This window comes from Pinibacter soli (assembly GCF_029961145.1).
In the GTDB taxonomy this organism is placed as follows: Bacteria; Bacteroidota; Bacteroidia; order Chitinophagales; family Chitinophagaceae; genus Pinibacter; species Pinibacter soli.
The window spans coordinates 480763-502181 of sequence record NZ_JASBRG010000005.1 but is presented as its reverse complement, the minus strand read 5'-3'; the positions used below and the strand labels follow the sequence as shown (position 1 = coordinate 502181).

Below are 21419 nucleotides of genomic sequence, written 5' to 3'. Positions count from 1 at the left end.
CTAAAAGATTAAAAAATGAAAAAATTATTAGCAATATTGTCTGTTGGCGTGCTGATGGTGTCTTGTAAAAAAGATATTCAGGATCTAAACGCTGAAGATAAAAAACCGACTGATGTTCCTGCACCATCGCTTTTTGCCAATGCGCAAAAGAACGTGGTGGATATTATGACCAGTTCCAGCGTGAACTTCAATATCTTCAGATTGGTCGATCAATACTGGACAGAAACAACTTATACCGATGAAACAAACTATGATTTAGTAACAAGAAATATTCCTCAATCATACTGGAACACATTGTACCGCGATATCCTTAATAACCTGAAGCTGGCAAAAAGCAAAATCTATGCGCAGGATCCGGCCACTGTTACAGCTGCTCAGTTGAAGAACCAGGCAGCGATCACAGATATCATGCAAGTGTACACTTATTCAATTCTGGTAAACTCATTTGGCGATGTTCCATATTCCCAGGCATTAGATGTAAACAATCTTACGCCGAAGTATGACGACGCGAAAACTGTTTACTATGACCTGCTGACAAGGATCGACACTTCGCTCGCAGCTTTGGATCCAACTGCAGATGGTTTTGGCGAGAGCGATCTGCTGTATGGTGGAGACGTTTCTAAATGGGTTGCTTTTGGTAATTCTTTGAAATTAAGATTGGGCATGACAATCTCTGATTACGATGCAGTTAAAGCAAAATCAGTAGTTGAGTCTGCAGCTCCAAAAGTGTTTAAATCAAATGCAGATAATGCAGTATTTAAATACCTTGCGGCACCTCCCAATACAAATCCTATCTGGGTTGACCTTATTCAAAGTGGCCGTCATGACTTTGTTGGCGCTAAGCCAATCATAGATACCATGAAGACTTTGGGCGATCCAAGATTGTCTCAGTATTTTGGAACTAACAAGGATGGTAACTATGTAGGTGGTATTGTAGGAAAGGGTAATACTTATTCTCAATTCTCTCCTCCAAGCTCCAAAATAACAAATGCAAGCTTCGAAGCTTTGGTAATGGATTATGCAGAAGTTGAATTGCACCTTGCAGAAGCAGTTGAGCGTGGAATGAACGTGGGTGGCACGGCGGCTCAACACTATAACAACGGCGTTACAGCGTCTATTACTTACTGGGGCGCAACAACAGCAGATGCCAACACATATCTTGCAAAACCAGATGTAGCTTACGGAACTTCAAAAGGAGATTACAAACAAAAGATCGGTTATCAAAAATGGCTGGCTCTTTACAATCGCGGTTTTGAAAGCTGGACAGAGATCAGGCGTTTGGATTTTCCAAAACTGGCCCCACCGGCCGCAGCACAATCAGGTTTCCCTGTTAGATACACATATCCTGTGCAAGAACAGAATTTGAATAAGGATAATTACAATGCTGCATCTACTGCTATTGGAGGCGATAAGGTAGAAACAAAACTTTTCTGGGACAAACACTAGGATTTTTGGTGTACACACTAAGAATTATAGATTATGACTTTAGGAAAATAATGTTATAAATCTATTTTTAAAATAAATAGCCGCTCGAGTCCGAGCGGCTATTTATTTTAAATGATAATTATTGCACTATCTGCGTATTATCTTACTGAGCTTTCCATGTATTGTTTGAATCATCTACATCAGGCAATACATTGTCCGGATCAATGGTTACAGATTCTATTTTGCTTGTAGAAGCATATTTCACTTTCCATGAACTTCCGTGCTGCCAGATTTCAACAGGCAATTGAACACGGCTGACAGTTCCATTCGCTTCTTTGATTTCCAGTGTAACAGGCATTGGTAACTGCTCAAGGTTATCGATCGTGATAATAGATCCTTGAGTGCTGTCATTTTTCACATACTCAACATTAGTAACTGCCTGATCAAGTTTCCAGTTCTTCATGAACCAGCCGCGCCAGAACCAGTCGAGGTTCTCGCCGCTATAGTTTTCCATGGCGTGGAAGAAATCCCACGGAGTTGGGTGCTTGAATGCCCAGTTGTTGATATAATATCTGAAGGATTCATCGAAACGTTTTGGGCCGAGAATTACATCACGTAAAAGGTCAAGGCCCATTCCAGGTTTGCCATATGCAACATTGCCGAGGTTGAAAGGAGCTGTTACATCGGGTACAGTCATAATGCTTTCAGATTTATCGCCAAACATATATTTTGCCCCCTTGTGTCTGTTGGCATTGTTGGTGTTAACAAACTCTCCTTTGTTGAAGCTCTTGTCAGCAACACCATTGATGAAAGTATTGAAACCTTCATCCATCCATGGATATTTTCTTTCGTTGCTACCAACAATCATCGGGAACCAGTTGTGACCAAACTCGTGGCTCGTAACACCCCACAATGAACCGCCTCCTGCATAAGAAGAGCAGAAAACAATGCCGGGATATTCCATACCACCTACAATGCCTGCAACGTTGGTTGCTACAGGATATGTGTATTCGTACCATTGAGTTGAGTAATGTTCGATACAGCCTTTCACAAATTCAGTGGACCTTTTCCATGATGTTTCTTTCGAGCTTTCAACAGGATAAACAGACATTGCCAAAGATTTTTTACCGCTTGGCAAATTGATCTTTGCGGCGTCCCATACAAAAGCCTCAGATGCTGCCCATGCAACGTCTCTTGCATTGGTGCATTTGAAATGCCATGTCAGTCTGCCTTTTGCAGGTCTTGTAGTTTTGTCGGTAACTTCTTTATCGCTTCTGATCATTACTGTTTTGTCGCTCTCTTTCGCTCGCTTCAAACGGCTGATTTGATCTGCAGTCAACACCTCATTTGGGTTTACCAACTCACCGGAAGCCACTACAATTTGCTTAGGAGAAGTATTGATGGTGAAATCAAAATTGCCATATTCAAGATAAAACTCTCCCTGGCCCAAATAAGGCAAAGTATTCCATCCAAGCACATTGTCATATACACACATGCGTGGATACCATTGTGCAATTTCATACACCCAACCGTTCTTTGTTTTTTGTCTGCCCATACGGTCTGTGCCATATTCAGGAATTGCGAAAGAATAATCAATTTTGATTCTCAGTGAATCGCCGTTGGCTTTCATGGCATTTGGCAAAGTAATCTGCATTCTCGTGTCGGTAATGTTGTAGTCAGCTTTGTCTTCTTTTTTACCGGATATCAATGAAACGGACTTGATATCGTAGCCACCGTCAAAACCTCTGTTGGCCCAGCGTCCGCCAGTGATGGCGGTTGTAGCAACACCTCTTGATTTAAGGCTGTAAATATTCTGGTCCAGTTGCAGCCAAAGGAATGGCAACTTTTCCGGACTGTTATTTTTATAAGTAATGATTACAGAACCGCTTATCACGTGGTTGCTATCATCCAGCGAAACATCGATTTTGTAATCGGCGCTGTTCTGCCAATATGCTTTTCCCGGAGTACCTGCAGCTGTGCGAATATCATCACCATAAGCAGGATAGAAGAAAGGAGCAAAGGCTTCGTGCTGGTCAAATTTGGACGGGGTTTGCGATTGGGCGGTGAGCGCCGCAAAAAAGAGTACGGAGAATACTCCCGTAAAAACTTTTCTCATTTTTAGTTATTGTGTTTAAGGCTCTAAAGATAGAATAAGATTTTAGGAAAGGGACGCCCACCTGAATGAAATTCTTTCGGGCAGGCAGATTTGATGATTGTGATGATTGGTCACGATTTTAGTATTTAGGGTGGAGGAGCACTATAGCGCTGGCATCAAGATTTACCACTAAGACACTTAGGCCACTAAGTTTCCTAAGGTTCTCCGAATGTTTTGAATCTCTTAGTGGGCTTAGTGGCCTAAGTGTCTTAGTGGTGAAAAAGCTGATGCTGATAAGCCATCACAATCATGAAAATCTGCGTTCCTCTCTAATCGATCTTCATCCTCCATCCCGCATACAACATTCTGCCACTAACTGGTCCCCATATCATCGAGGCGTCAAAATAAGGACTGAAAGGTTGATCCGCTGCGACGATCGCGTTTGGTTGTTTGTAATTGGAAATGTTTTCGGAACCTACATAGAAATCCATTTTTTGTTTTTTACCAACAGTTTTGCTGATCTGTGCATTCATCAACACATAGTCTGGAGAGGAGGTTGAAAGCTGGTATGGCGCAGGGTTACCATCAGTGCTCGGAATTCTCTTTTTACCAACATAGTTAATAGTGTAGTCAAATTTCCAACCAGATATCGCATAAGCAATATTTGCAAATGCCCTGTTCTTTGCCATCAATGGACGTTCCAGTAACTTGCCATTGTAGTCGGTGCGCACATCATAGTATCTGTAAGCAAGACGGACCTCTAATTTTTTAACAGGCTCAAAATTCATTTGCGCCTGAAAGCTGTTGGAGAATGATTTGCCTTGCAAATTGTAGAAGTTAACTGTTCTCGTATTTTCAAGATCGACTACAACCTGGTTAGTAAAATCGTTTCTAAAATAATCAAGACTCAACAATGCATCATTGTGAAACAGCTTGAATTTTTGATCAACGCTAATGCCTTTGTTCCACGCTACTTCGGGGTTTAGGCCGTATGCTTTACCTGCTTCTGCATTAATGATGTTCACTGTTCTCGAACTCACAAACACGCTCATGTTTTCTGCAAAAATATTTGCCGTTCGTTGTCCTTTACCTGCACTTACCCTTATAGTAGTTCCTTTTATTGGTTCATAACGTACATGGATACGCGGAGTTGCAAAGAAGCCGAACAGATTGTTGTGATCTGCACGTAATCCTGCTACCACATTCAGTTTTTCAACAGGAGTGTAGGTGTATTCAAAAAAAGCGCCGGGCACTACTTCTCTTCTTTGGTAATCTGTTTTTTTGAAAACCTCATCATAGTTGTCATACAGAAATGAAATGCCTGTTCTAAACTTATGGGTTGTAGAATGAATAATGGATTGATAAATCAGATTCGCGTAAACGTTTTGTTGTTTCGCATTATAATCTGTTAATCCAAAATATGAATCCTGTTGATGACTGATGCCGGATAATTGCAAGCCAATGCTTTTATATTGCTTTTCTGGAAAAATATATCCTGTTTTTGCAAAAAACTCATATCTGTTGGTTTTTATACCAAGCCCATAACTGTTGGTCGTGTATTTGTCTTCAGATGCATTAAAATCAGTTTGGCCGCCTGTTCTGTTATCAGTTAATACCTTAACGCCAAATTGTGATGAAAGACCTTTTTCGTCATTGTAAGCCCAGCGGTTCACAAGGCTGAATTGATTGCCGGTGGGTAAATCACGGAAACCATCTTTGTTTTGATCCAGATTTTTATTTGCGAGGAAATCGTCGTGCAGCAATAATGCAGTTCCCCATTTTTTATTGATGCGTTGCGAAAGATTAAGATTGAGATCTGTTTTGCCAAAATCATTTACATATACGTTTGCATACAAATGTTCGCTCTCAGGTTTTTTCAGTTCAACGTTTATTTGACCTGCAATGCTTTCATAGCCGTTTGCTACAGAGCCGATTCCTTTTGTAAGTTGAATTGATTCCACCCACGGCCCCGCGATTGAATTCAATCCAAGTGGCGTTGCAATGCCGCGTGGACCGGGCAAATTTTCTACTGTGAGTTGCGTGTAATTTCCGCTAAGGCCGAGCAGTTGAATTTGTTTGGAACCAGTCACCGCATCGTTGTAAGAAACATCTACAGAAGGATTGGTTTCAAAGCTTTCACTCAGGTTGCAACAGGCTGCTTTTAAAAGTTCCTTGCCCGTTATCACTTCTGTGCGGATAGGAGATAACATGGATAAATATGTTGATCGTTGCCTTGAGGTGACAATTACTTCCTTCAACGTTTTGTCTGATGCCATTACGATTTTTAATTCATCGTGACCGGTTACTGTAATCGTATCAGCGCGATAGCCGGTATAGCTAATAACAAGTCTGTTGTCTGTGTCGGACTTTGGTATTTGAAACCCGCCAAAGGAATCGGTTGTAACACCTTTGCCGTTGCTTAACCACACAATGCTAGCGCCTGTAAGCGGAAGTAGGTTGCCTTTTTTGTCGCTTTGCAAAACGATGCCTTTAACAATGTTGCCTGTTGATGTTGCAAGAGAATCCTCATGATTCGCATTGCTGGAATCAGACAACTCTTCTCTGTATTTGCAGCAGTCAGGCAACTTGTCGTAGTTGCTAGTTGTTGCTTTTTTATCGCCTACGTCGTGACCCGCTGCAAGTATATTGTTTGCAATGGCATCAAGCGATGTTTGACTTTCGTTGTATTCAACGGTCAGGAGATGAGAGGAGATATCCCATTTGGCAGATTTAACACCTATAACTTTCGCGGCTTTTTCAATTCTGCTTTTGCATTGTCCGCAAGTGCCGGCAACGGTAATTGTTGCCGTTGTATTCTTGTTTGATTGCCCACTTGCGTCTGTGTAAAACAGTGCAATGAACAAACCAAGAATTATATATATCGATAGTTTCATTGAATGATTTTTTCTGCGATTATTTGATGGTAAGAAAACTGCGTCGATCCACTGGTTAATGAATGACGAATGTATAGCTGCCAGGAAGCAGCAATTAGGCAGAAGGGAAGACTCTCTAAATTCTGTAAGCGCAGTATTGAATGTATAGTGGTATGTTCCGCGAAGGTGGCGGCGCTTTTGAATAATAGCACAAGGAATTAGCAGATGGAATTATCTGCGCTTCGGGCAATAAAAAGAATTGCTGGAAAATGCTTTCGAATTGGAATTTGGCAAAAGAAAATTTAACGTCGGAGGCGATGTGAGAATCTTTTACCTGTAAAGTGATGATATTCTTTTTGCAGCAATTTTTCATGCTTGCTGCCATTGCCGGAGGACAATTTTTCTCGCTCTGCCTAGAGGTATGAAAAAGAGTGGCAACGGTAGATTTCAATTTGCCACAGCAATAGAATTGCTCTATTCCGATGCCCAGAGACGCAAGGGAATAAACACAAAACAATATAAGTGCGGCGAACTTTTTCATCAATGCAAGGTTACAGAAAATTATTTGTTTACGAGATGATAAAACGCACGAATGGACCGTTTAAGGGGGTGAATGGTCGGGGTAGGCTCCTTATTTCTCCCTTATCATATCCGCTACTACCTTGTCAATCGGCAGCGATACACATTCTGCAGAAAAATCTTTACCATCAATAAAACGGAAAGTTTCTGTTTCGCCCGTTGCTTCGTACATCTTCAATTCTCTTTCATCGAAGTCAAATGGCGTTTCACGAAGTGGTGCTTTGATGGGTTCCAGAGCTTTCACCCAGTAGTAAATAGAAATGATTTGATCGCCTTCGCGGAAGGCACTCATCTGGAAAAAATCGGTGGTGTATAAATGATCCAATACCTCTACATCAAGATCCATTTCTTCTTTAAACTCACGTTTGAGGCAATCGCGTGTGCCTTCACCAAACTCAAGCCCACCGCCTGGGAACTTAGTGTAATAAGCGCCGCGAATAAATTCATCGCTTACTAAAATTCTTCCGGCCTCGTCTTTTAAAATGCCGTATACGCGAAGAGTGATCATGAGGAATTAATAATTAATAATTAAGAGTTAAGAAGGCGGCTGTACTTTAATGAATGGTACATTCAAAACCTTTCAGTTATTCAATTATTCAGTCATTCAGTTATTGCTCTAGAACCATTTCTTTTTCATGAAATACCAACTCAAAATTATCGACGCAACAACTGACAGAATCATTGGAATATAAAAAGCGTGTGCTGAGTTTTGATATGGAATTGGCACGTTCATGCCGTAGATACTTGCTACCAAAGCTGGCAAGGATAATATGATCGTGATAGATGTCAGGCGCTTCATTACATTGTTAAGGTTGTTGCTGATGATGCTTGCAAATGCATCCAGCGTACTGCTTAAGATGTTTGTGTAAGTGTTCGCCATTTCAAGCGCTTGTGAAACGTCTACTACAAGGTCATTAAGGAACTCTTTCTCTTCATCGTTTAGGCCGAGGAAGTTTGTTCTTTCGAGTTTTAATAATAATAATTCGTTTGAACGAAGCGCTGTTACAAAATATACAAGACTCTTTTGAATACGCATCAATTCAAGCAGCTCCTCATTACGGTTGGAGTCATACAACTTTTGCTCCAGTATGTTTCTACGCTGGTTGATCTCTTTCAAATACGCCATGTAGTTCTGAACGATCTTTTCGAAGATCTTCAGCACCATCATTTTCCTGTTGTCAGGATGGCGGTTTTGAAATGTGCTGAGGAATTTTTTTATCGCCGCATTCTCGAAAGAGTTTACGGTAATAATTTGATTATGTGTAAGGATAATACAAATAGGAATGGTAATGTAAAACGCGTCGCTTTCGTTAAAAGAGTTGTTCTCGGTAGGGGTTTTGATAACGATCAGCTTCGCATTATCTTCCTGTTCATAACGCGAACGTTCGTCGATATCCAGTGAGTCGGTTAGAAAGTCTAAGGGTACATCCAGTTGCTCAGACAGGTCGTTAAACTCTTCCTGTTTCAAAGGGGGCAACACATTGATCCATGCACCATTTTCAGCCTTGTCGATAGCAACCGTTTGATGGTTAATGTTTTTGAAAATTTGAATCAAGGGAAATTAATAATTAATAATTAATAATTAAAAGGCGACGATATTGTGTTTTTTAAACAGTGGCAATTGCAAAATATTAAAACAGGAACGCTGCTGCTTACACACAACTCTTCACACGCAACGATTGGTAAAAAGATCAAAAGTTAAGGTGTAACGACACAATAAAGTATGTTGCACCTATTAATTATTAATTACCAATTATTAATTAATCTCAATGCATCCTGCAAACACCATATCAGCAGGGCCGCACAACCAGATATCAGAATAATTACCGTCTTTATGGCGATCATATTCTACAGACAGTTTGCCGCCTTTTGTTGTAACGATTACTTCGTTAAAACCAATTTCGTTATGAAAATTAACCAAAGCACTTGCTGTTACGCCGGTGCCGCAGCTTAAGGTTTCGTCTTCAACGCCGCGTTCGTAAGTGCGAACAATGATTTCATCATCATTTTTTTGCTCTACGAAATTTACATTCACGCCTTGTTTTGCAAATTTGTTGCTGTAACGTATATCGTGACCTTTTTGGTACACATCGTAATCCATCACATCATTTACCATTTTCACATAGTGTGGGGAACCTGTATCTAATAAAAAATCTTTATGATTGAGCTCTTCGATATTATTGACATCCTTCATTTTCAGACTTACGGTGCCATCCATATCTATTTCTGCTTCATGCAATCCATCGGCTGCAATAAAACGATAAATTGTTCTGGTAATACCGCGATGAAAAGCAAACTTCACAAGGCAGCGACCACCATTTCCGCACATCGTACTCGTGTTTCCGTCTGAGTTGTAGTACTTCATTTCGAAATCGTAATCAGTAGCACTGTTTAACAGCATAAGGCCATCTGCTCCAATTCCAAAACGGCGGTCACACAAAAATTTTACTTGCTCATTGGTTAGGCCATCATATTCATGGTTACGGTTATCAAGAATCACAAAGTCATTTCCTGTTCCCTGGTACTTAAAAAAATTAAGTTTCATATATCTCCTTTATACTTTTGATTGGTCGGGCAATTATCAAAGGTAAGATTTGTTGCTTTACAACGCTTAAAGCTTAATGCTGAACGCCTAACGCTCAACGCGAGGCTACCGGCGTTAGGCATTTAGCGTTTGGCGTTACACATTGAGCTTTAGTTATATCGTGCTTACAATTCCCAACACCTTTTCAATGAGGCTGTTAACCGCAGCAGCGCTGTCTTTTGAGAATTCCTTAACCACGCGGTTTGCTACTACAGCGTTCAGGCTGAGGCAATGGTGACCAAGCAGGCGGCCCAAGCCGTAAATCGCAGATGTTTCCATCTCAAAATTGGAGATCCGGTGCTGCCCGAAGCTAAAATCCGTAAGTCGGTCCACCAGTTGCGGATTGCTCAAACCAAGGCGCAAAACCCTGCCTTGAGGGCCATAAAATCCCGGACAAGTAACAGTAATACCCTGGTGGAAACCATCCACAAAATTTTTCAGCAGCGACGCCGACGCTCCACTTATATAAGGTTGGGAAGAATTATTCAGTTGCGTCTGGGTCATGAAAGATTGCAGCATTAATTTCTCCTCATCATTATGCTCATGGCGGTAGAAGTTAAGCAGATTATCCAGGCCAAGGCCGTGGGTAGAAGCAACAAAACTATCTACGGGAATATCTTTTTGGAGCGAACCACAGGTGCCGAGGCGCATGATCTGCAAAGAAGTGAGGTCTTCTTTAATGATACGGGTTTCAAAATCGATGTTTACCAAAGCGTCAAGTTCGTTGATCACGATATCGATATTGTCGGGGCCAATTCCAGTAGAAACAACAGAAAGTCTTTTGTTATTGATAGTGCCTGTGTGGGTGATAAATTCGCGGTGCTGGCGCTTGAATTCTATGTTATCAAAGTGCCTGCTCAGCAACGCTACACGATCAGGATCGCCGACAGTTATAATGGTAGTTGCCAATTCTTCTGGACGAACATCCAGGTGATACACTGCTCCACGGCTGTTGATTATCAATTCAGAAGGTGCTATTTGTTTCATTTTGCAGAAATTTTTACGGGAAAGGTCTGTTCATTCAAAGCTAACACCTCAAACTTAATTGAAGATTAAATATTTTATAGAAAGTTCTTTTTTTAAACATAAAAATACCCTTATTTTTGCAACCCCTCGCAAAAGGGATATATACGGTCCTGTGGCCGAGTGGCTAGGCAGAGCTCTGCAAAAGCTTCTACAGCGGTTCGAATCCGCTCGGGACCTCGAAATAACAAATGCAAAAAACATAAAGCCGCTTCTACAGCGGCTTTTGTGTGTTTACGAGTGTGCAACAATGCGTATTTGTGGTAAAAAAGGGTACATTTGTTTTATACATGTTTTACCAAGATTATGCAGAAATATAGCGCAAAACTCATCCTAAACACCAAGAAACACAATAAAAAAGGCCAAAGCCCTATTTGGATACGTGTCATCATTAATAGGAAGACGTCTTATAAAGCAACTGGTTATCACATTGATGCAAAGTTTTGGGACGAAAAGAAAGAGCAGGTAAAGTCTTCGTACCGAGATCATTCTATTATTAATGCAGATATCACCTCAAAAAAAACCGAGGTGATGCAGATGTTGGTCCATACCCAGATTAAGGGTGAGGTCATTTCAGTGCAACAGGTAAAATCACAAATGGAGCATGGCAACCAGGAGAACATCTTTTTATTTTCAGATAGGTTTATTGACGAGGTCCGTCATAAACGGAAACCCGGCACGCTCGAAAACTACAGAAAGCATCTTAAAAAGCTGGAGGATTTCCATGGGAGCCGAAATCTTAGATTCGAAGAAATAACAACGGACTACCTGTCAAAATACGAAAACAGCCTGCGTGATTCGGAGGTAGGAGGGAACTACGTTCACGCTTTATTCAAGACCATAAGAACCTTCTTCAATGCCGCGATAAAGAGAGGCGTGACACAATATTATCCATTTAATGTCTACGAAAATCCTGTATATGAAGCGCCTCAAAAGGACTATCTAAGCCTTAAGGAGCTCAAAGACTGGGAAAAATATGCTGACAAGGTTACTAATCACGTCATGAAGCAAACCGCCGTTTATTTCCTTCTTGGTTGTTATTCCGGATTGAGAATTTCTGACTGGAAGCAATTCGAAATCAGCAAACACCTGGTAGAGGAACGAATATACTTAAGAGCAACAAAGAATAATGAATGGGTTACAATGCCGCTTAGTACACCACTGAAAAGGACCTTGGACCGCATTCGTGAGATGCCACTTGACATTGAAGAACCTACCTTGAATGAAAAATTAAAGGATATCGCCAAAGAGTTAAAAATTAGAAAGCATATCACTTCTCACACCGGACGCCACACATTCGCAATTACCATGTGTGCTGAGCGTGGAATAAGCAGCGAGACTTGTGCAGAGTTAATGGGTATTACGGTCAAAACTTGCGTAGAGAATTATTATAAAGTTACCAATCGTAAGATAGACAAGGAAACCAACGAAGCATGGAAAGGACTTTAAGATCTATGCCAATGATCACGCTGCCCCTCGATTGACAGTATCTTGTTTTCGATGATCTTGATCGCCTCACGTAAGGGTTCTGGCCAGTTGGCTGGTCCTTCATAAACAGTCCAGGTTATTTTATCCGTTTTCATTCCACTTGATCGCAAAGCCGGTCGATTCGATTGAAGTATAACAGCTTTTCCTCCAGCGGATATCATAAATCGCTCTACGTCATTCGAACGAAAAACCTGATCTACCAGCATTCGGTAGGTCGTTCCCTTATAATTGAAGTCTATTGTGAATTTTCCAATAGTGAAGTTCATAAGCCTGAATTGAGCACTAAATTAATTAGTTTTTTAATACTAATAAATTTAGTTTATATGCTTAAAAAACACAAAGCCCGGTATGGAAATACCAGGCTCTTTTGGCTTAATCATCAACACTGAAATTAGTTTTCTATACGGATTTATAAATATCCTTGAATCTCCAGACCTCTTTCGAGTAGTCTTTATTGTGAGTCGTGAAATCAACATCCCGTTTTGCAAGGATGCTTTTGAAGGCATTTCCTTCACCGGTATTATAAGCTGCAGTTATTGCCCGGCATTTCTGATCATTTGTCAACTCTTGGTACTCTGATTTCGTTTCCAGATACTTCCTTTTTGCTTCCAGAACATCGATGGCTTTAAGGCATGTTTTCAACGGATCTTTCCAGGCACCAGACTTTACAAAATCAGGGAAACTGGCAACATCTATTTGGAAGAATCCAAAGCCATGATATTGCTTTTCTGTTTCCCCGGTTCGCTGGCTGTAGTCTCCTCTCATCAGGCTACAGATAGCATCGAACTTTGCGTTCTGTTCAACATAACGAGCGATTAGGAAACCGACTTCTCTTTGCACCATGGCGCCAAGCCATTCTTCAGTATATATCTTGCCCGGTCTTTGCGAAAGAGCTTTTTGAATAATTGGACCTAAGTTCACTTTAATCCATTGTGCTATTTGTTTTTCAGTCATAATTCCGATAGCTCTTTTTCAATCTCAGACAATCTATTTTGCAAATTTTCTTTTTCTCGTGTAAGGCGCTTTAGTTTCAAATCACGCGGTTCAACCCAATCGTAACTATCAATTGCAAATCCTTGTGAATAATCTTCTGCCTCTTCCTTTCTCAGGAATTCTTTTCCTCCCAATAAAACAAAATGATTAGGATTTTCATCTGACCATTCCACGAAGGCCCATGCCCAACTTTCTGGATGTTGCCTAACTTGTCTTATAAGTGCCATAACTATTTCTTTAAAATTTTATTATAGAATAAATTGAATGATGCATTCCACGTTGTACCGAGTAACAGTACATCGAAAATTGCATTTGTGCTTGAATCTTTGCATATATGCAAAATCGGCTTGTAGAACACGGCTGCGCATACCAAACAGGTCACCATGCAAGACTTAGCAATATGCCAGGCATCAGCTTTCCATCCGAAGACTTTTGTGGCGTATTGCCAGGAATCCTCCTTGCTCCAAAATCTTGTATTCTTCAGATGGAAAATAGAGCCATTGAAGGCAACGCGATCACCGGTTCGATCCATGACCGCGTTGAACATCCCTGCAAGGAAGAAAAGGATTAGCGTTATCATCGGTCAGAATTTCCTGGTGCGTTACCGGGCTTTTGAGCCGCCCAAAAAATAGACCCGATAAACATCAGCAGGCCACCGAAGGCCATGATATTATACCAGTCACTAAATTCATCAGTGAGATGCCAACCGATCCCTCCGATAATTAGCCCACCGAACATACCTGCAACTTTCAGGTAGTTGTAAAGCGGCCATTTGCCGATTTTGATTTGAGATAACTTTTTCATGATTATATTAATTTGGTTAAAACTGAAATGATAGGTTTACGGAATATCCAGCAGAGGCACACAAGGAGCGCAATAATCAGCCACCAGCACCAACCAGGCATTCGGTATTTGACCACTGGCTTTTCAACGATTTTAGTTTCTGTTTTATAAACCTCCTTTGTTTGAAGATGAACGAGAGAATCAATTATTCGATTCAATGAATCTGTTTTGCAGCTGACTATTAATTGTCCTTGTTTGACATTCACGATCCCAATTGTCCGACCTGATGCACTTTTGAATTCCTTATGATAAATCATATCCGGACACGGGAAAGTATCATGCATGGTTACTGAATCACCTGGCACTGGAACATATATCCTTAAATAGATTGGGCTATCCTTTAAAACAATACTGTCCTTTGTGATGATCTGTGGAGGAAACCGCTCCAAACATTTTTTTTGAGTTGTACATCCAAACAATAAGAATGCACAATACATGATTACTAAGCCAATCAGAAGAGCTTTATATGTTCTTAATTTCATGGCGTGTTTTGTGGATTTTGATCTTTATTAACAGGTTGTTTGCTGGCCCCGAAATAGAAGCCAATTACGCCGGCAAGAGCCCCGCCGAAAATGAAACCAACCGCGATATTTAACACCTCTCTGTTTTCTGCAGGGATTGGCTTCATGAGCATTAAGTAAAGCAGGACAAAACAGCCCACTACTACAATAACGCCCAAAATGTTTTGAATTTCAGATTTGCCTACTCGCTTGAAAAATTCTTTCATGTTATTTCTTTTTGTTTTTGATGAACTCGTAATAGATTTTAATGCAGTTATATGAAAGTGTTGACACTCCTGCCATCAGCGCGACAAAACTCACAGCTGTTGATAAGTCAATCGTGCTAATGATATTCAGTGCGTAAGTGATGGCACATAGGCCTATACTTGTTTTGTCCATTCCATAAAAACCACTGCTTGGTTGCATAGGGTCAATTTTTTTTATTATTGAATTCTGAATCTTCCGCGTCTAAAATTTATTATTGGGTCCGCTGACTGTCCAGCTTCTTTTGCGAATAAGAAAATTGGCATCTCCCCGGCTGTAATGTTTACTGTAAGCCCTGTAGCTGAAACAGTTGTTATCGTACTCGCCTGCGTACTGAAATTGTAAACCTCTTTCTGGTAACTGTTAGATATAACCGGTGTAACTGAAAACGTTGCTGGTGTTGTTGCGCCAGTTTCCGTTCCCTTCCAGATGGAATACATTACCGAATCAGTCGCATTCTTATTTCTCCATTTCATCACCCATAGACCGGTGCTATCTTTTGACATTACCTGATCGATATAGTAGTTGCCCATGCGTTGCACCATCCATCGCTTGCTGTAGTAATTCGGGAACTTAGTACTCAAAGCATAGGTGCCTCCGCCGTATCCAGTAGTATAGAAGTTCACCGGTACATTATTGGTTTGATCCAAGTTGCCATTATGAGCATTAAACTCAGTACATCCCATCAGTGCTGTTGCGCACATGATCAGATCAATTCGCATCATGGCGATGGCCTTGCTTTGCACGCTGTCATAACCTGCGATCATCGGCACTCCTGTTGTTGTGAAGGTGGCAGCAAGGTCAGCCGTTGTCGTTGATCGAAAAGGATTGTTGTCCCAACCGTACTCCGTGTTCCATGTTTGAATTGTGGTATCTCTCGTAATACGATAGATGTATTTTGCAATCTGGTCACACTCCTGGAACCAATGGTTTCTTTCCGGCACCATGCCGCCGTTGCCGATCTGCTCTTCATAGGTGGGTCCTACTACATTTGAAGCCGTATCAAGCGACCTGGAATAATCGTGATAACTGAAGACGTCGAACAATCTTGTTGTCGTATCTTTCATCATGGCATAAGCCAACAGCATTACGGTTCTTATACGCGACGTGTCTGGATATGTCTGGCCGGCATAAATGATCTTGGTGCCAGGATCTGCATTCCTGATTCCAAGGGTGTCGCCTAATCGATTCATGTTGCCGTTTACGGCCATGATCAATTTCGCAGCTGACACTGCAGGTGGCTCGTAGGTGTCATCTTCATTTCCCAATTCCAAATAGTTGTGCCAGTTTTGCGAGTAACCGCTTATGGTAGTATCGTTGAACCATCTGTACTTGCTACCATTTAACGATTGGTTGTTGCCCCACTTGTAAGCCAGTTGATAGAACAGCCTTCCGTGAGATTTATAATGCAGCCAGTCGCCCGGCTCGCTGAAGACGGTATCGATATTGTTTCGAACAGAGAATCCAGCTTCTTTACCTGCTCTCTTTGAGGCGCCAAAAACGGCAAGCCAATGATTGAGGTGTTTGTTTCTCCAATACTGATTCCAAAGCAGGTAACCTGGAAAGTAATCCGCGTTGAACAGTTGTTTATACTTGGTTGCTGCAGCTGTGTCTGTATCGTACCAATCTACGTTCACATACTGACGGATATTCTTAAGAAACCCGATCGTGTTTGTATCGATCTGCACCCCCGTGTTTACGCCCAACTTGTCATAGATGGTTGTTTGTTTCGGCAGTGGACCGGTGTATGATCCCCACGCTTTCGCAGTATCTTTTGTGTACGGTGGAATACCATAGAACACAAGTTCATTGTGATATGCGGTAGAGATATAGCCGCTTCTTTGTTGAAGTGTATTCCGGATCATGATGTATCTCATCGAATCAGCTAGTCCATCAACAAATCTCCATGCAGGTGTTGACGCAGTGCCACCGGTAGTTACCAGGTAAGCAAACGGAGTCATCGTGCTGTCAGGTCGGCTAATCATGTAAGGTATCTTTCGAACATCCGTTTCCTCAATCACTTTATCGAAATTGTAGAAATACAGAGTGTCGTTTGGTTCAAAGTTGTTTTCATAGCCGTAGATGTCTGTGATCTTCCATTTCTTCCCTTGCGTACGCAATGCATCTTTGATGTAAGGATCGTTATTCAGATCAATAACAATGCACCTACCGCGTTTGCCCGGAAAGTAATATCCAGCGAATGCAGGCGTATAAGAAGGATCACCATTGAAGTAAGCCTGATCTCTACCACTGCCCGGGATGGCACTGGTAGTATCACCTTTGATCAATCGTAGTTTACCTTTCTCGTCATAGAGCCATTGAGCATTAAAAGTGTTATCTCCATTTGCGGGATCAACCGTTTCAAAACCATCAAAGTAATTGAAAGGCCTATCCTTATGATTGATTCGGCCCGAAAGATCATACACAGACGATTCATATACTTTGATCTTCTGGCTTACCGGCCCTGTAGGTGCTCCAGGCATTTGCAGCAACCAACGATAAATGTTCTTAATAGTATCTATAGCAACCGGAGAAAATACACTGTCCCAAACAAGATTGTTATAACCATTTCCGGCAAATGACATTAATGTAAACGTGCTGATCGTTCCGCCGCCCTGACCGGAAAGCGTTGTACTAATAGACTGTGCAGGCCCATATGTACAACAAGAATTCGTATTTTGTTCATGGAAAAACTTAGTCGTTGTTCCCATGTAATTATCGAACGCCTGGGATGCAGGATATATGTTTGGTAAGCTGCTGAATACTGCATGACTAATCTTCAACGTGTATTTCAATTCACCGTTACCGGTACCATACCATGCAATTGCATCCCATGCATCATTGGCTCCCTGCGCAATGCCGGTGAGACAGATGTACTTGTACATGCCATTGGTCCACTTGGTAGAATCCCATGGAAGAGACGCCGCGATATAGTCCATCACCTGGTTGAACATATCAGGTGTTTTGAGCGCCCCTGCAGTATAAGCTTGCGGGCAAACGTGAATGATAGAATCAGCAATAGTGCCTTGTACCTTACCATTAGCCACCTGACGCGGAAATCCAGTTTTGAACATTAGCGAAAGATCTGCTCCGATCGTTGAATCACTGTTGTAGTGAATCATCACTGCGTATTTCTTTCCAGGTACGCGATTAGCAGCACGCGGATAAATCAGTGTTTTGATATTGGACGATCCAATCATAACACTATCCATGCCGTTGTACTGTGCATACATTGCAACAGTACCTATACAAAGCAAAATCGTGATTAAAATCTTTCGCATGCCAAAGTTTATGAGATGAATAATTCTGATGCAAGGCGGTTGATGATCCCTGCAGTATCTGCAATTTGTTTGTTGTCCCACGCTTGCAGCGTTGTCAAAACATAACCGGCACTTTGGGCAAGATCAGTATCTGCGCCTTCGGTCATGGCAATGAGTTGAGGCAACAGAATATCCTTTGCATCTTTGTTTGGACGTGCTGCAATTCCCTCCGGAAGATTCGACAGTCTTTTATAGATGTCAACTATGGTGTCGGGACGAAGCTCAATGGAAATATTTTCCGTAGCATTATATGACTTGTTCAAGATCGCCGCATCAAAGCTTCTTGTTTCTTGCAAATAATCCATATTGTGCCACAAGCCCTGACCTGCCCAAAGAGCAAGCTTCATTGGTAGTTGAATAATTATTTTTTTCATTTTGGTAATGTATTTGATTAAAATTTCTAATAGAGATCGTTCCAGCTTGAGCCGTTCCACACTTGCATTTTGTGTGTAGTAAGGTTGTAGATAGTCAGCCCCTCTGCAAGAATCCCAAGTTTTGCAACCGCCGTTGCACCGGTACCGCCGCTATCTGTGATTGTTATCGTGGGTTGACTAGTGTACCCAACACCGTGCGTTGTTGCAAATATTTTTGTTATCGTGCCCGCCGAAATTTCCACGTTAGCTGTTGCACCTGTACCGCCGCCGCCTGTTATGGTCGCAGTGGGTGAAACGTACCCGCTTCCACCGTTTGTCACTTTGTACGCAAATATTCCGGTTAATGAATCTCTTTCTGCGGTTGTCATGCGGGGCGGTAAAAAACCGCCCGATGTGCTTTGAATATCTAAGGCAGCCGCATAGTTATCAATGTCTGTAGTAGTTGGGTATGTTGATATTTTAACCTGTCCATCGTTGCCTATTTTTAAAATAGGCTTTGTTGCATCTCGGCCCGTTGTGTACCACCCTGAAATAAAATCTAGGCCTTCCTTGTCATTTGATGCGATTGCAGCTCTTCCACTAAACAGAAGACCGCCGCCGGTAGTAATACCATTTTCAACATACGTGGACCCGGAAAAAGAGGCAAGCGGTGTACCGAATGAAATAGGAACATCCGTTCTAAAATATATAGCACTTGATCCATAGAAATAATTTGTACCGATCAAAAGACCAAATGTAGTACCGCTTTCGGATCTGGTTAAATTAAAATTATAATCTTCTGTGTTTCCTATTCCTTCGCTATGCAGCGTTAAAAATTTAGCGGAAGCGCTTCCGTTCACCTGTAGTTTATCGGTGCCATTGTCAGATGTGGTGTTGATCAAATGGTTGCCCGTTGTGGCGGCTAACCGTTCCCGTTCAACGCCGTTTTGGTTGAAAATAAATGGGTAATTGTCATTGGTGCCAATGATACCGTTTGCGCCAAAAGAGTTGCCGCCCCGTTTATAAACATTCAGAGCGGTTGCATTGACAAGAGAATCATTGACGTTGGTAAATTGAAATGCGTTATCGCTGGAGTATATTTTTTTATACTTGGCAGTGTACTTGTTTGACAATGGAGAAAAGAATCCAACCGCTCCCGTTGCAGTGCCAATATTTTGCATGTTCAAGCTAAGAGTATCGACATAATTCCTTGTAGCGAGGTAATTCGTATCCACTTCAAGTTTGCTGGAAGAAATACCTTTCCCTTTCAGCGTTAAACCATGCGCAACCGTATCGATACCACCACCTCCACCACCACTGCCTTTAGCAGATGCAGTGTCCCATTTAATACCGTCCCAATAGATGATGAAACCATGATCTAATGCAATGGAGTTGCTATCCTGTTGTTTCAGGTTGTATTTTTTCGGCACTCTTAATGCACTGTCAATAAGCAAGCGCTTGTATCGATACCCTGGTGCGTTAGGATTTAAATAGAAGACATCTTGCGCAACGCAGTTTAACGAAATGGCAATTGTGAAAATCGCCAAGATGAGTTTGATTATTCCTTTCATTATACTATCAATCGAGGTTTAAATGTTATGAACAGTTTTTCGTTAGGGCCAAATACATCTCCTGAGTTGGAGAGTGTGAGTGTGCCAGTTGTTTTGTTGTAGGTGAAGTCCGTAGATTCATCAAGCGGGCCATAACCCATTCTGAACGGCTGGATTTCCCATCCTATCCAATCGGCATGAGTTACTGTATTTGTATTTCCTACAAAGCCTGAAGTAACACCGGCAGTTATCGCATAGCCTTCCTTAAATTCATATCCGCTACCGCTGCCGCCGCCTGTACCAAGAATGGCTATCATTACATTCAGAATTTCATTGAACGGAATATTGACCTTATCAGCCTTAATGCTCTTGGTCCCGTTAGGAACGATGTTCGTGTTGACATAGCTCCTGATTGACTCTATTTGTTCTTCGAGTGTCATTAGTATCTGATTTGATTTAACAGTCCGATGTTTTTAGGTTGACTTTGTGGGCCTCCGTCGAATGGAATGTTTACCGGCGTCTCACGGAAAGCTGGCTCAAACCCTCGTCCGGTGTCATCACCGCCTGCGGGAGTTGGGTTGCCCACTCCACCTGTTTTGTAGGATCGACGAATCAATCCTGGTTTCCCTTCCGGAACGCCGTTTGGAATATTGCCGAAGTCATAGTTTGATCTACTGGTGTTTACAGCGTTATTGGCATCAGCTGCTGTATCGGGCGTTTCGGTGTGGTTGTGCTTCTTATTGGAGTCATTTGCGAAGCCGCCAGGGTATTCATTTATTCTACTGGTATCAAAGCCACGACCTTGATCAAGCGCTCTTAGGAAGAGTCCTCGCTCATCAGGCAATCTCAATGTTGTCGCACCATCTCCAGTGCTGAAAAATCCTTTATTTATGTTATCGGTTAACCAGATTACATCAGAAATAATTCCCTGATTAATACCTAATGACAATGCATAAGCGGATAGACGCGGCATGTCTGCTCTATTGAACGTCGTACCATTAGTGCCGACACAATTACCGACGATCCGGCGTGAATAAACACTTTCGCCAACGGTGAAGAAATTGCCATCTGCCTTGTCTATCTCCCAATGATCACCGGCTGCAACCAAAGAAAGCTTCTCATTGTTATGCATGTACATCACTGATGTATCAGTTCCATCGAAGTTGCCGCCTTTTATTTTTTGCGTTCCATTACATTGAATTGTAAGCGCCTTGATACCGGTTGTATAACAGTTAATAGGCACGATGCTGCCAACTCTTAAAGACGCAACGTCCGGAAGATTGAATGTTGCATTGGTTGACAGATTGAATACAAACAGCTTTCTTTTATCCGCGACATCATATGTGTAGTCAGCTGGTTGCAGAACAATTCCTTCATAAGAAACCAACCTGTTTAACAGGTAAAGCGATCTATCCAATAGCGCTTTGATTGGGATGTTACTTGCACCAAGATCTCCGCCCTTCACCAAATCTGAAAGGTCATAGATCTGTGTGTCTGTAAATTCATCCAGTGCGGTATAATCTATCATT

General features: G+C 41.7%; 21 protein-coding genes and 1 tRNA gene. 3 read left to right on the top strand and 19 right to left on the bottom strand.

What is annotated here, in order from left to right; all coding sequences use genetic code 11:
• The first annotated feature begins 15 nt into the window (after positions 1-15).
• On the top strand, positions 16-1446 hold the full coding sequence (locus tag QJ048_RS09595; protein ID WP_282334122.1) for a SusD/RagB family nutrient-binding outer membrane lipoprotein: 1431 nt from the start codon (positions 16-18) through the stop codon (positions 1444-1446).
• A gap of 142 nt (positions 1447-1588) precedes the next feature.
• Here QJ048_RS09595 and QJ048_RS09590 read toward each other — a convergent pair whose 3' ends face one another.
• The 7 genes from QJ048_RS09590 to QJ048_RS09560 all read right to left on the bottom strand — a co-directional run bounded on the left by QJ048_RS09590 (position 1589) and on the right by QJ048_RS09560 (position 10543).
• Positions 1589-3541, bottom strand: coding sequence for a M1 family metallopeptidase (locus QJ048_RS09590; RefSeq protein WP_282334121.1), 1953 nt, complete (start codon positions 3539-3541; stop codon positions 1589-1591).
• Between the two features lie 308 nt (positions 3542-3849).
• Positions 3850-6414 (bottom strand): TonB-dependent receptor domain-containing protein, encoded by a 2565-nt coding sequence (locus QJ048_RS09585; protein WP_282334120.1) that lies wholly within the window; start codon positions 6412-6414, stop codon positions 3850-3852.
• A gap of 115 nt (positions 6415-6529) precedes the next feature.
• Complete coding sequence (locus QJ048_RS09580; RefSeq protein ID WP_282334119.1) at positions 6530-6934, bottom strand: HYC_CC_PP family protein; 405 nt, start codon at positions 6932-6934, stop codon at positions 6530-6532.
• 90 nt (positions 6935-7024) lie between these two features.
• Positions 7025-7480: an NUDIX hydrolase gene (locus QJ048_RS09575; RefSeq protein WP_282334118.1), complete on the bottom strand. Its 456-nt coding sequence runs from the start codon at positions 7478-7480 to the stop codon at positions 7025-7027.
• 108 nt (positions 7481-7588) lie between these two features.
• Positions 7589-8527, bottom strand: coding sequence for a magnesium transporter CorA family protein (locus tag QJ048_RS09570; RefSeq protein ID WP_282334117.1), 939 nt, complete (start codon positions 8525-8527; stop codon positions 7589-7591).
• Between the two features lie 201 nt (positions 8528-8728).
• Positions 8729-9517 (bottom strand): diaminopimelate epimerase, encoded by a 789-nt coding sequence (gene dapF / locus QJ048_RS09565; RefSeq protein ID WP_282334116.1) that lies wholly within the window; start codon positions 9515-9517, stop codon positions 8729-8731.
• 153 nt (positions 9518-9670) lie between these two features.
• Positions 9671-10543, bottom strand: coding sequence for a nucleoside phosphorylase (locus tag QJ048_RS09560; protein WP_282334115.1), 873 nt, complete (start codon positions 10541-10543; stop codon positions 9671-9673).
• Positions 10544-10688: 145 nt separating this feature from the next.
• Between QJ048_RS09560 and QJ048_RS09555 the strand changes: the two genes are divergently transcribed.
• A tRNA-Cys gene (locus tag QJ048_RS09555) sits at positions 10689-10759 on the top strand.
• 126 nt (positions 10760-10885) lie between these two features.
• Positions 10886-12028, top strand: coding sequence for a site-specific integrase (locus tag QJ048_RS09550; RefSeq protein ID WP_282334114.1), 1143 nt, complete (start codon positions 10886-10888; stop codon positions 12026-12028).
• Between the two features lie 438 nt (positions 12029-12466).
• Here the strand turns inward: QJ048_RS09550 and QJ048_RS09545 are convergent, their stop codons facing one another.
• From QJ048_RS09545 to QJ048_RS09490, 12 genes are read right to left on the bottom strand one after another with little or no spacing between them, the layout of a single operon-like run.
• Positions 12467-13021, bottom strand: a complete 555-nt coding sequence (locus tag QJ048_RS09545; RefSeq protein ID WP_282334113.1) for a lysozyme family protein — start codon at positions 13019-13021, stop codon at positions 12467-12469.
• Positions 13018-13287 carry a hypothetical protein gene (locus QJ048_RS09540; RefSeq protein ID WP_282334112.1) on the bottom strand — a complete coding sequence of 90 codons (270 nt, stop codon included), beginning with the start codon at positions 13285-13287 and terminating at the stop codon, positions 13018-13020. Before QJ048_RS09540 ends, QJ048_RS09545 begins: the two co-directional genes overlap by 4 nt.
• Positions 13288-13289: 2 nt before the next feature.
• Positions 13290-13640, bottom strand: coding sequence for a hypothetical protein (locus QJ048_RS09535; protein ID WP_282334111.1), 351 nt, complete (start codon positions 13638-13640; stop codon positions 13290-13292).
• Positions 13637-13864, bottom strand: a complete 228-nt coding sequence (locus QJ048_RS09530) for a hypothetical protein (protein WP_282334110.1) — start codon at positions 13862-13864, stop codon at positions 13637-13639. Before QJ048_RS09530 ends, QJ048_RS09535 begins: the two co-directional genes overlap by 4 nt.
• A gap of 2 nt (positions 13865-13866) precedes the next feature.
• Positions 13867-14385, bottom strand: a complete 519-nt coding sequence (locus QJ048_RS09525) for a hypothetical protein (RefSeq protein ID WP_282334109.1) — start codon at positions 14383-14385, stop codon at positions 13867-13869.
• Positions 14382-14630: a hypothetical protein gene (locus QJ048_RS09520; protein WP_282334108.1), complete on the bottom strand. Its 249-nt coding sequence runs from the start codon at positions 14628-14630 to the stop codon at positions 14382-14384. The genes QJ048_RS09525 and QJ048_RS09520 overlap by 4 nt, the downstream gene beginning before the upstream one ends.
• Before the next feature lies 1 nt (position 14631).
• Complete coding sequence (locus tag QJ048_RS09515) at positions 14632-14829, bottom strand: hypothetical protein (protein WP_282334107.1); 198 nt, start codon at positions 14827-14829, stop codon at positions 14632-14634.
• 17 nt (positions 14830-14846) lie between these two features.
• Complete coding sequence (locus QJ048_RS09510) at positions 14847-17948, bottom strand: hypothetical protein (RefSeq protein WP_282334106.1); 3102 nt, start codon at positions 17946-17948, stop codon at positions 14847-14849.
• Between the two features lie 8 nt (positions 17949-17956).
• Positions 17957-18361, bottom strand: a complete 405-nt coding sequence (locus QJ048_RS09505) for a hypothetical protein (RefSeq protein WP_282334105.1) — start codon at positions 18359-18361, stop codon at positions 17957-17959.
• Between the two features lie 26 nt (positions 18362-18387).
• Entirely contained in the window at positions 18388-19911 is a 1524-nt protein-coding gene (locus QJ048_RS09500) for a hypothetical protein (protein ID WP_282334104.1), read from the bottom strand.
• The gene (locus QJ048_RS09495; protein WP_282334103.1) at positions 19911-20330 is read right to left on the bottom strand and encodes a hypothetical protein; all 420 of its coding nucleotides are present in this window, start codon (positions 20328-20330) and stop codon (positions 19911-19913) included. Before QJ048_RS09495 ends, QJ048_RS09500 begins: the two co-directional genes overlap by 1 nt.
• Positions 20330-21418, bottom strand: coding sequence for a hypothetical protein (locus QJ048_RS09490; RefSeq protein WP_282334102.1), 1089 nt, complete (start codon positions 21416-21418; stop codon positions 20330-20332). Before QJ048_RS09490 ends, QJ048_RS09495 begins: the two co-directional genes overlap by 1 nt.
• Position 21419: the final 1 nt, after the last annotated feature.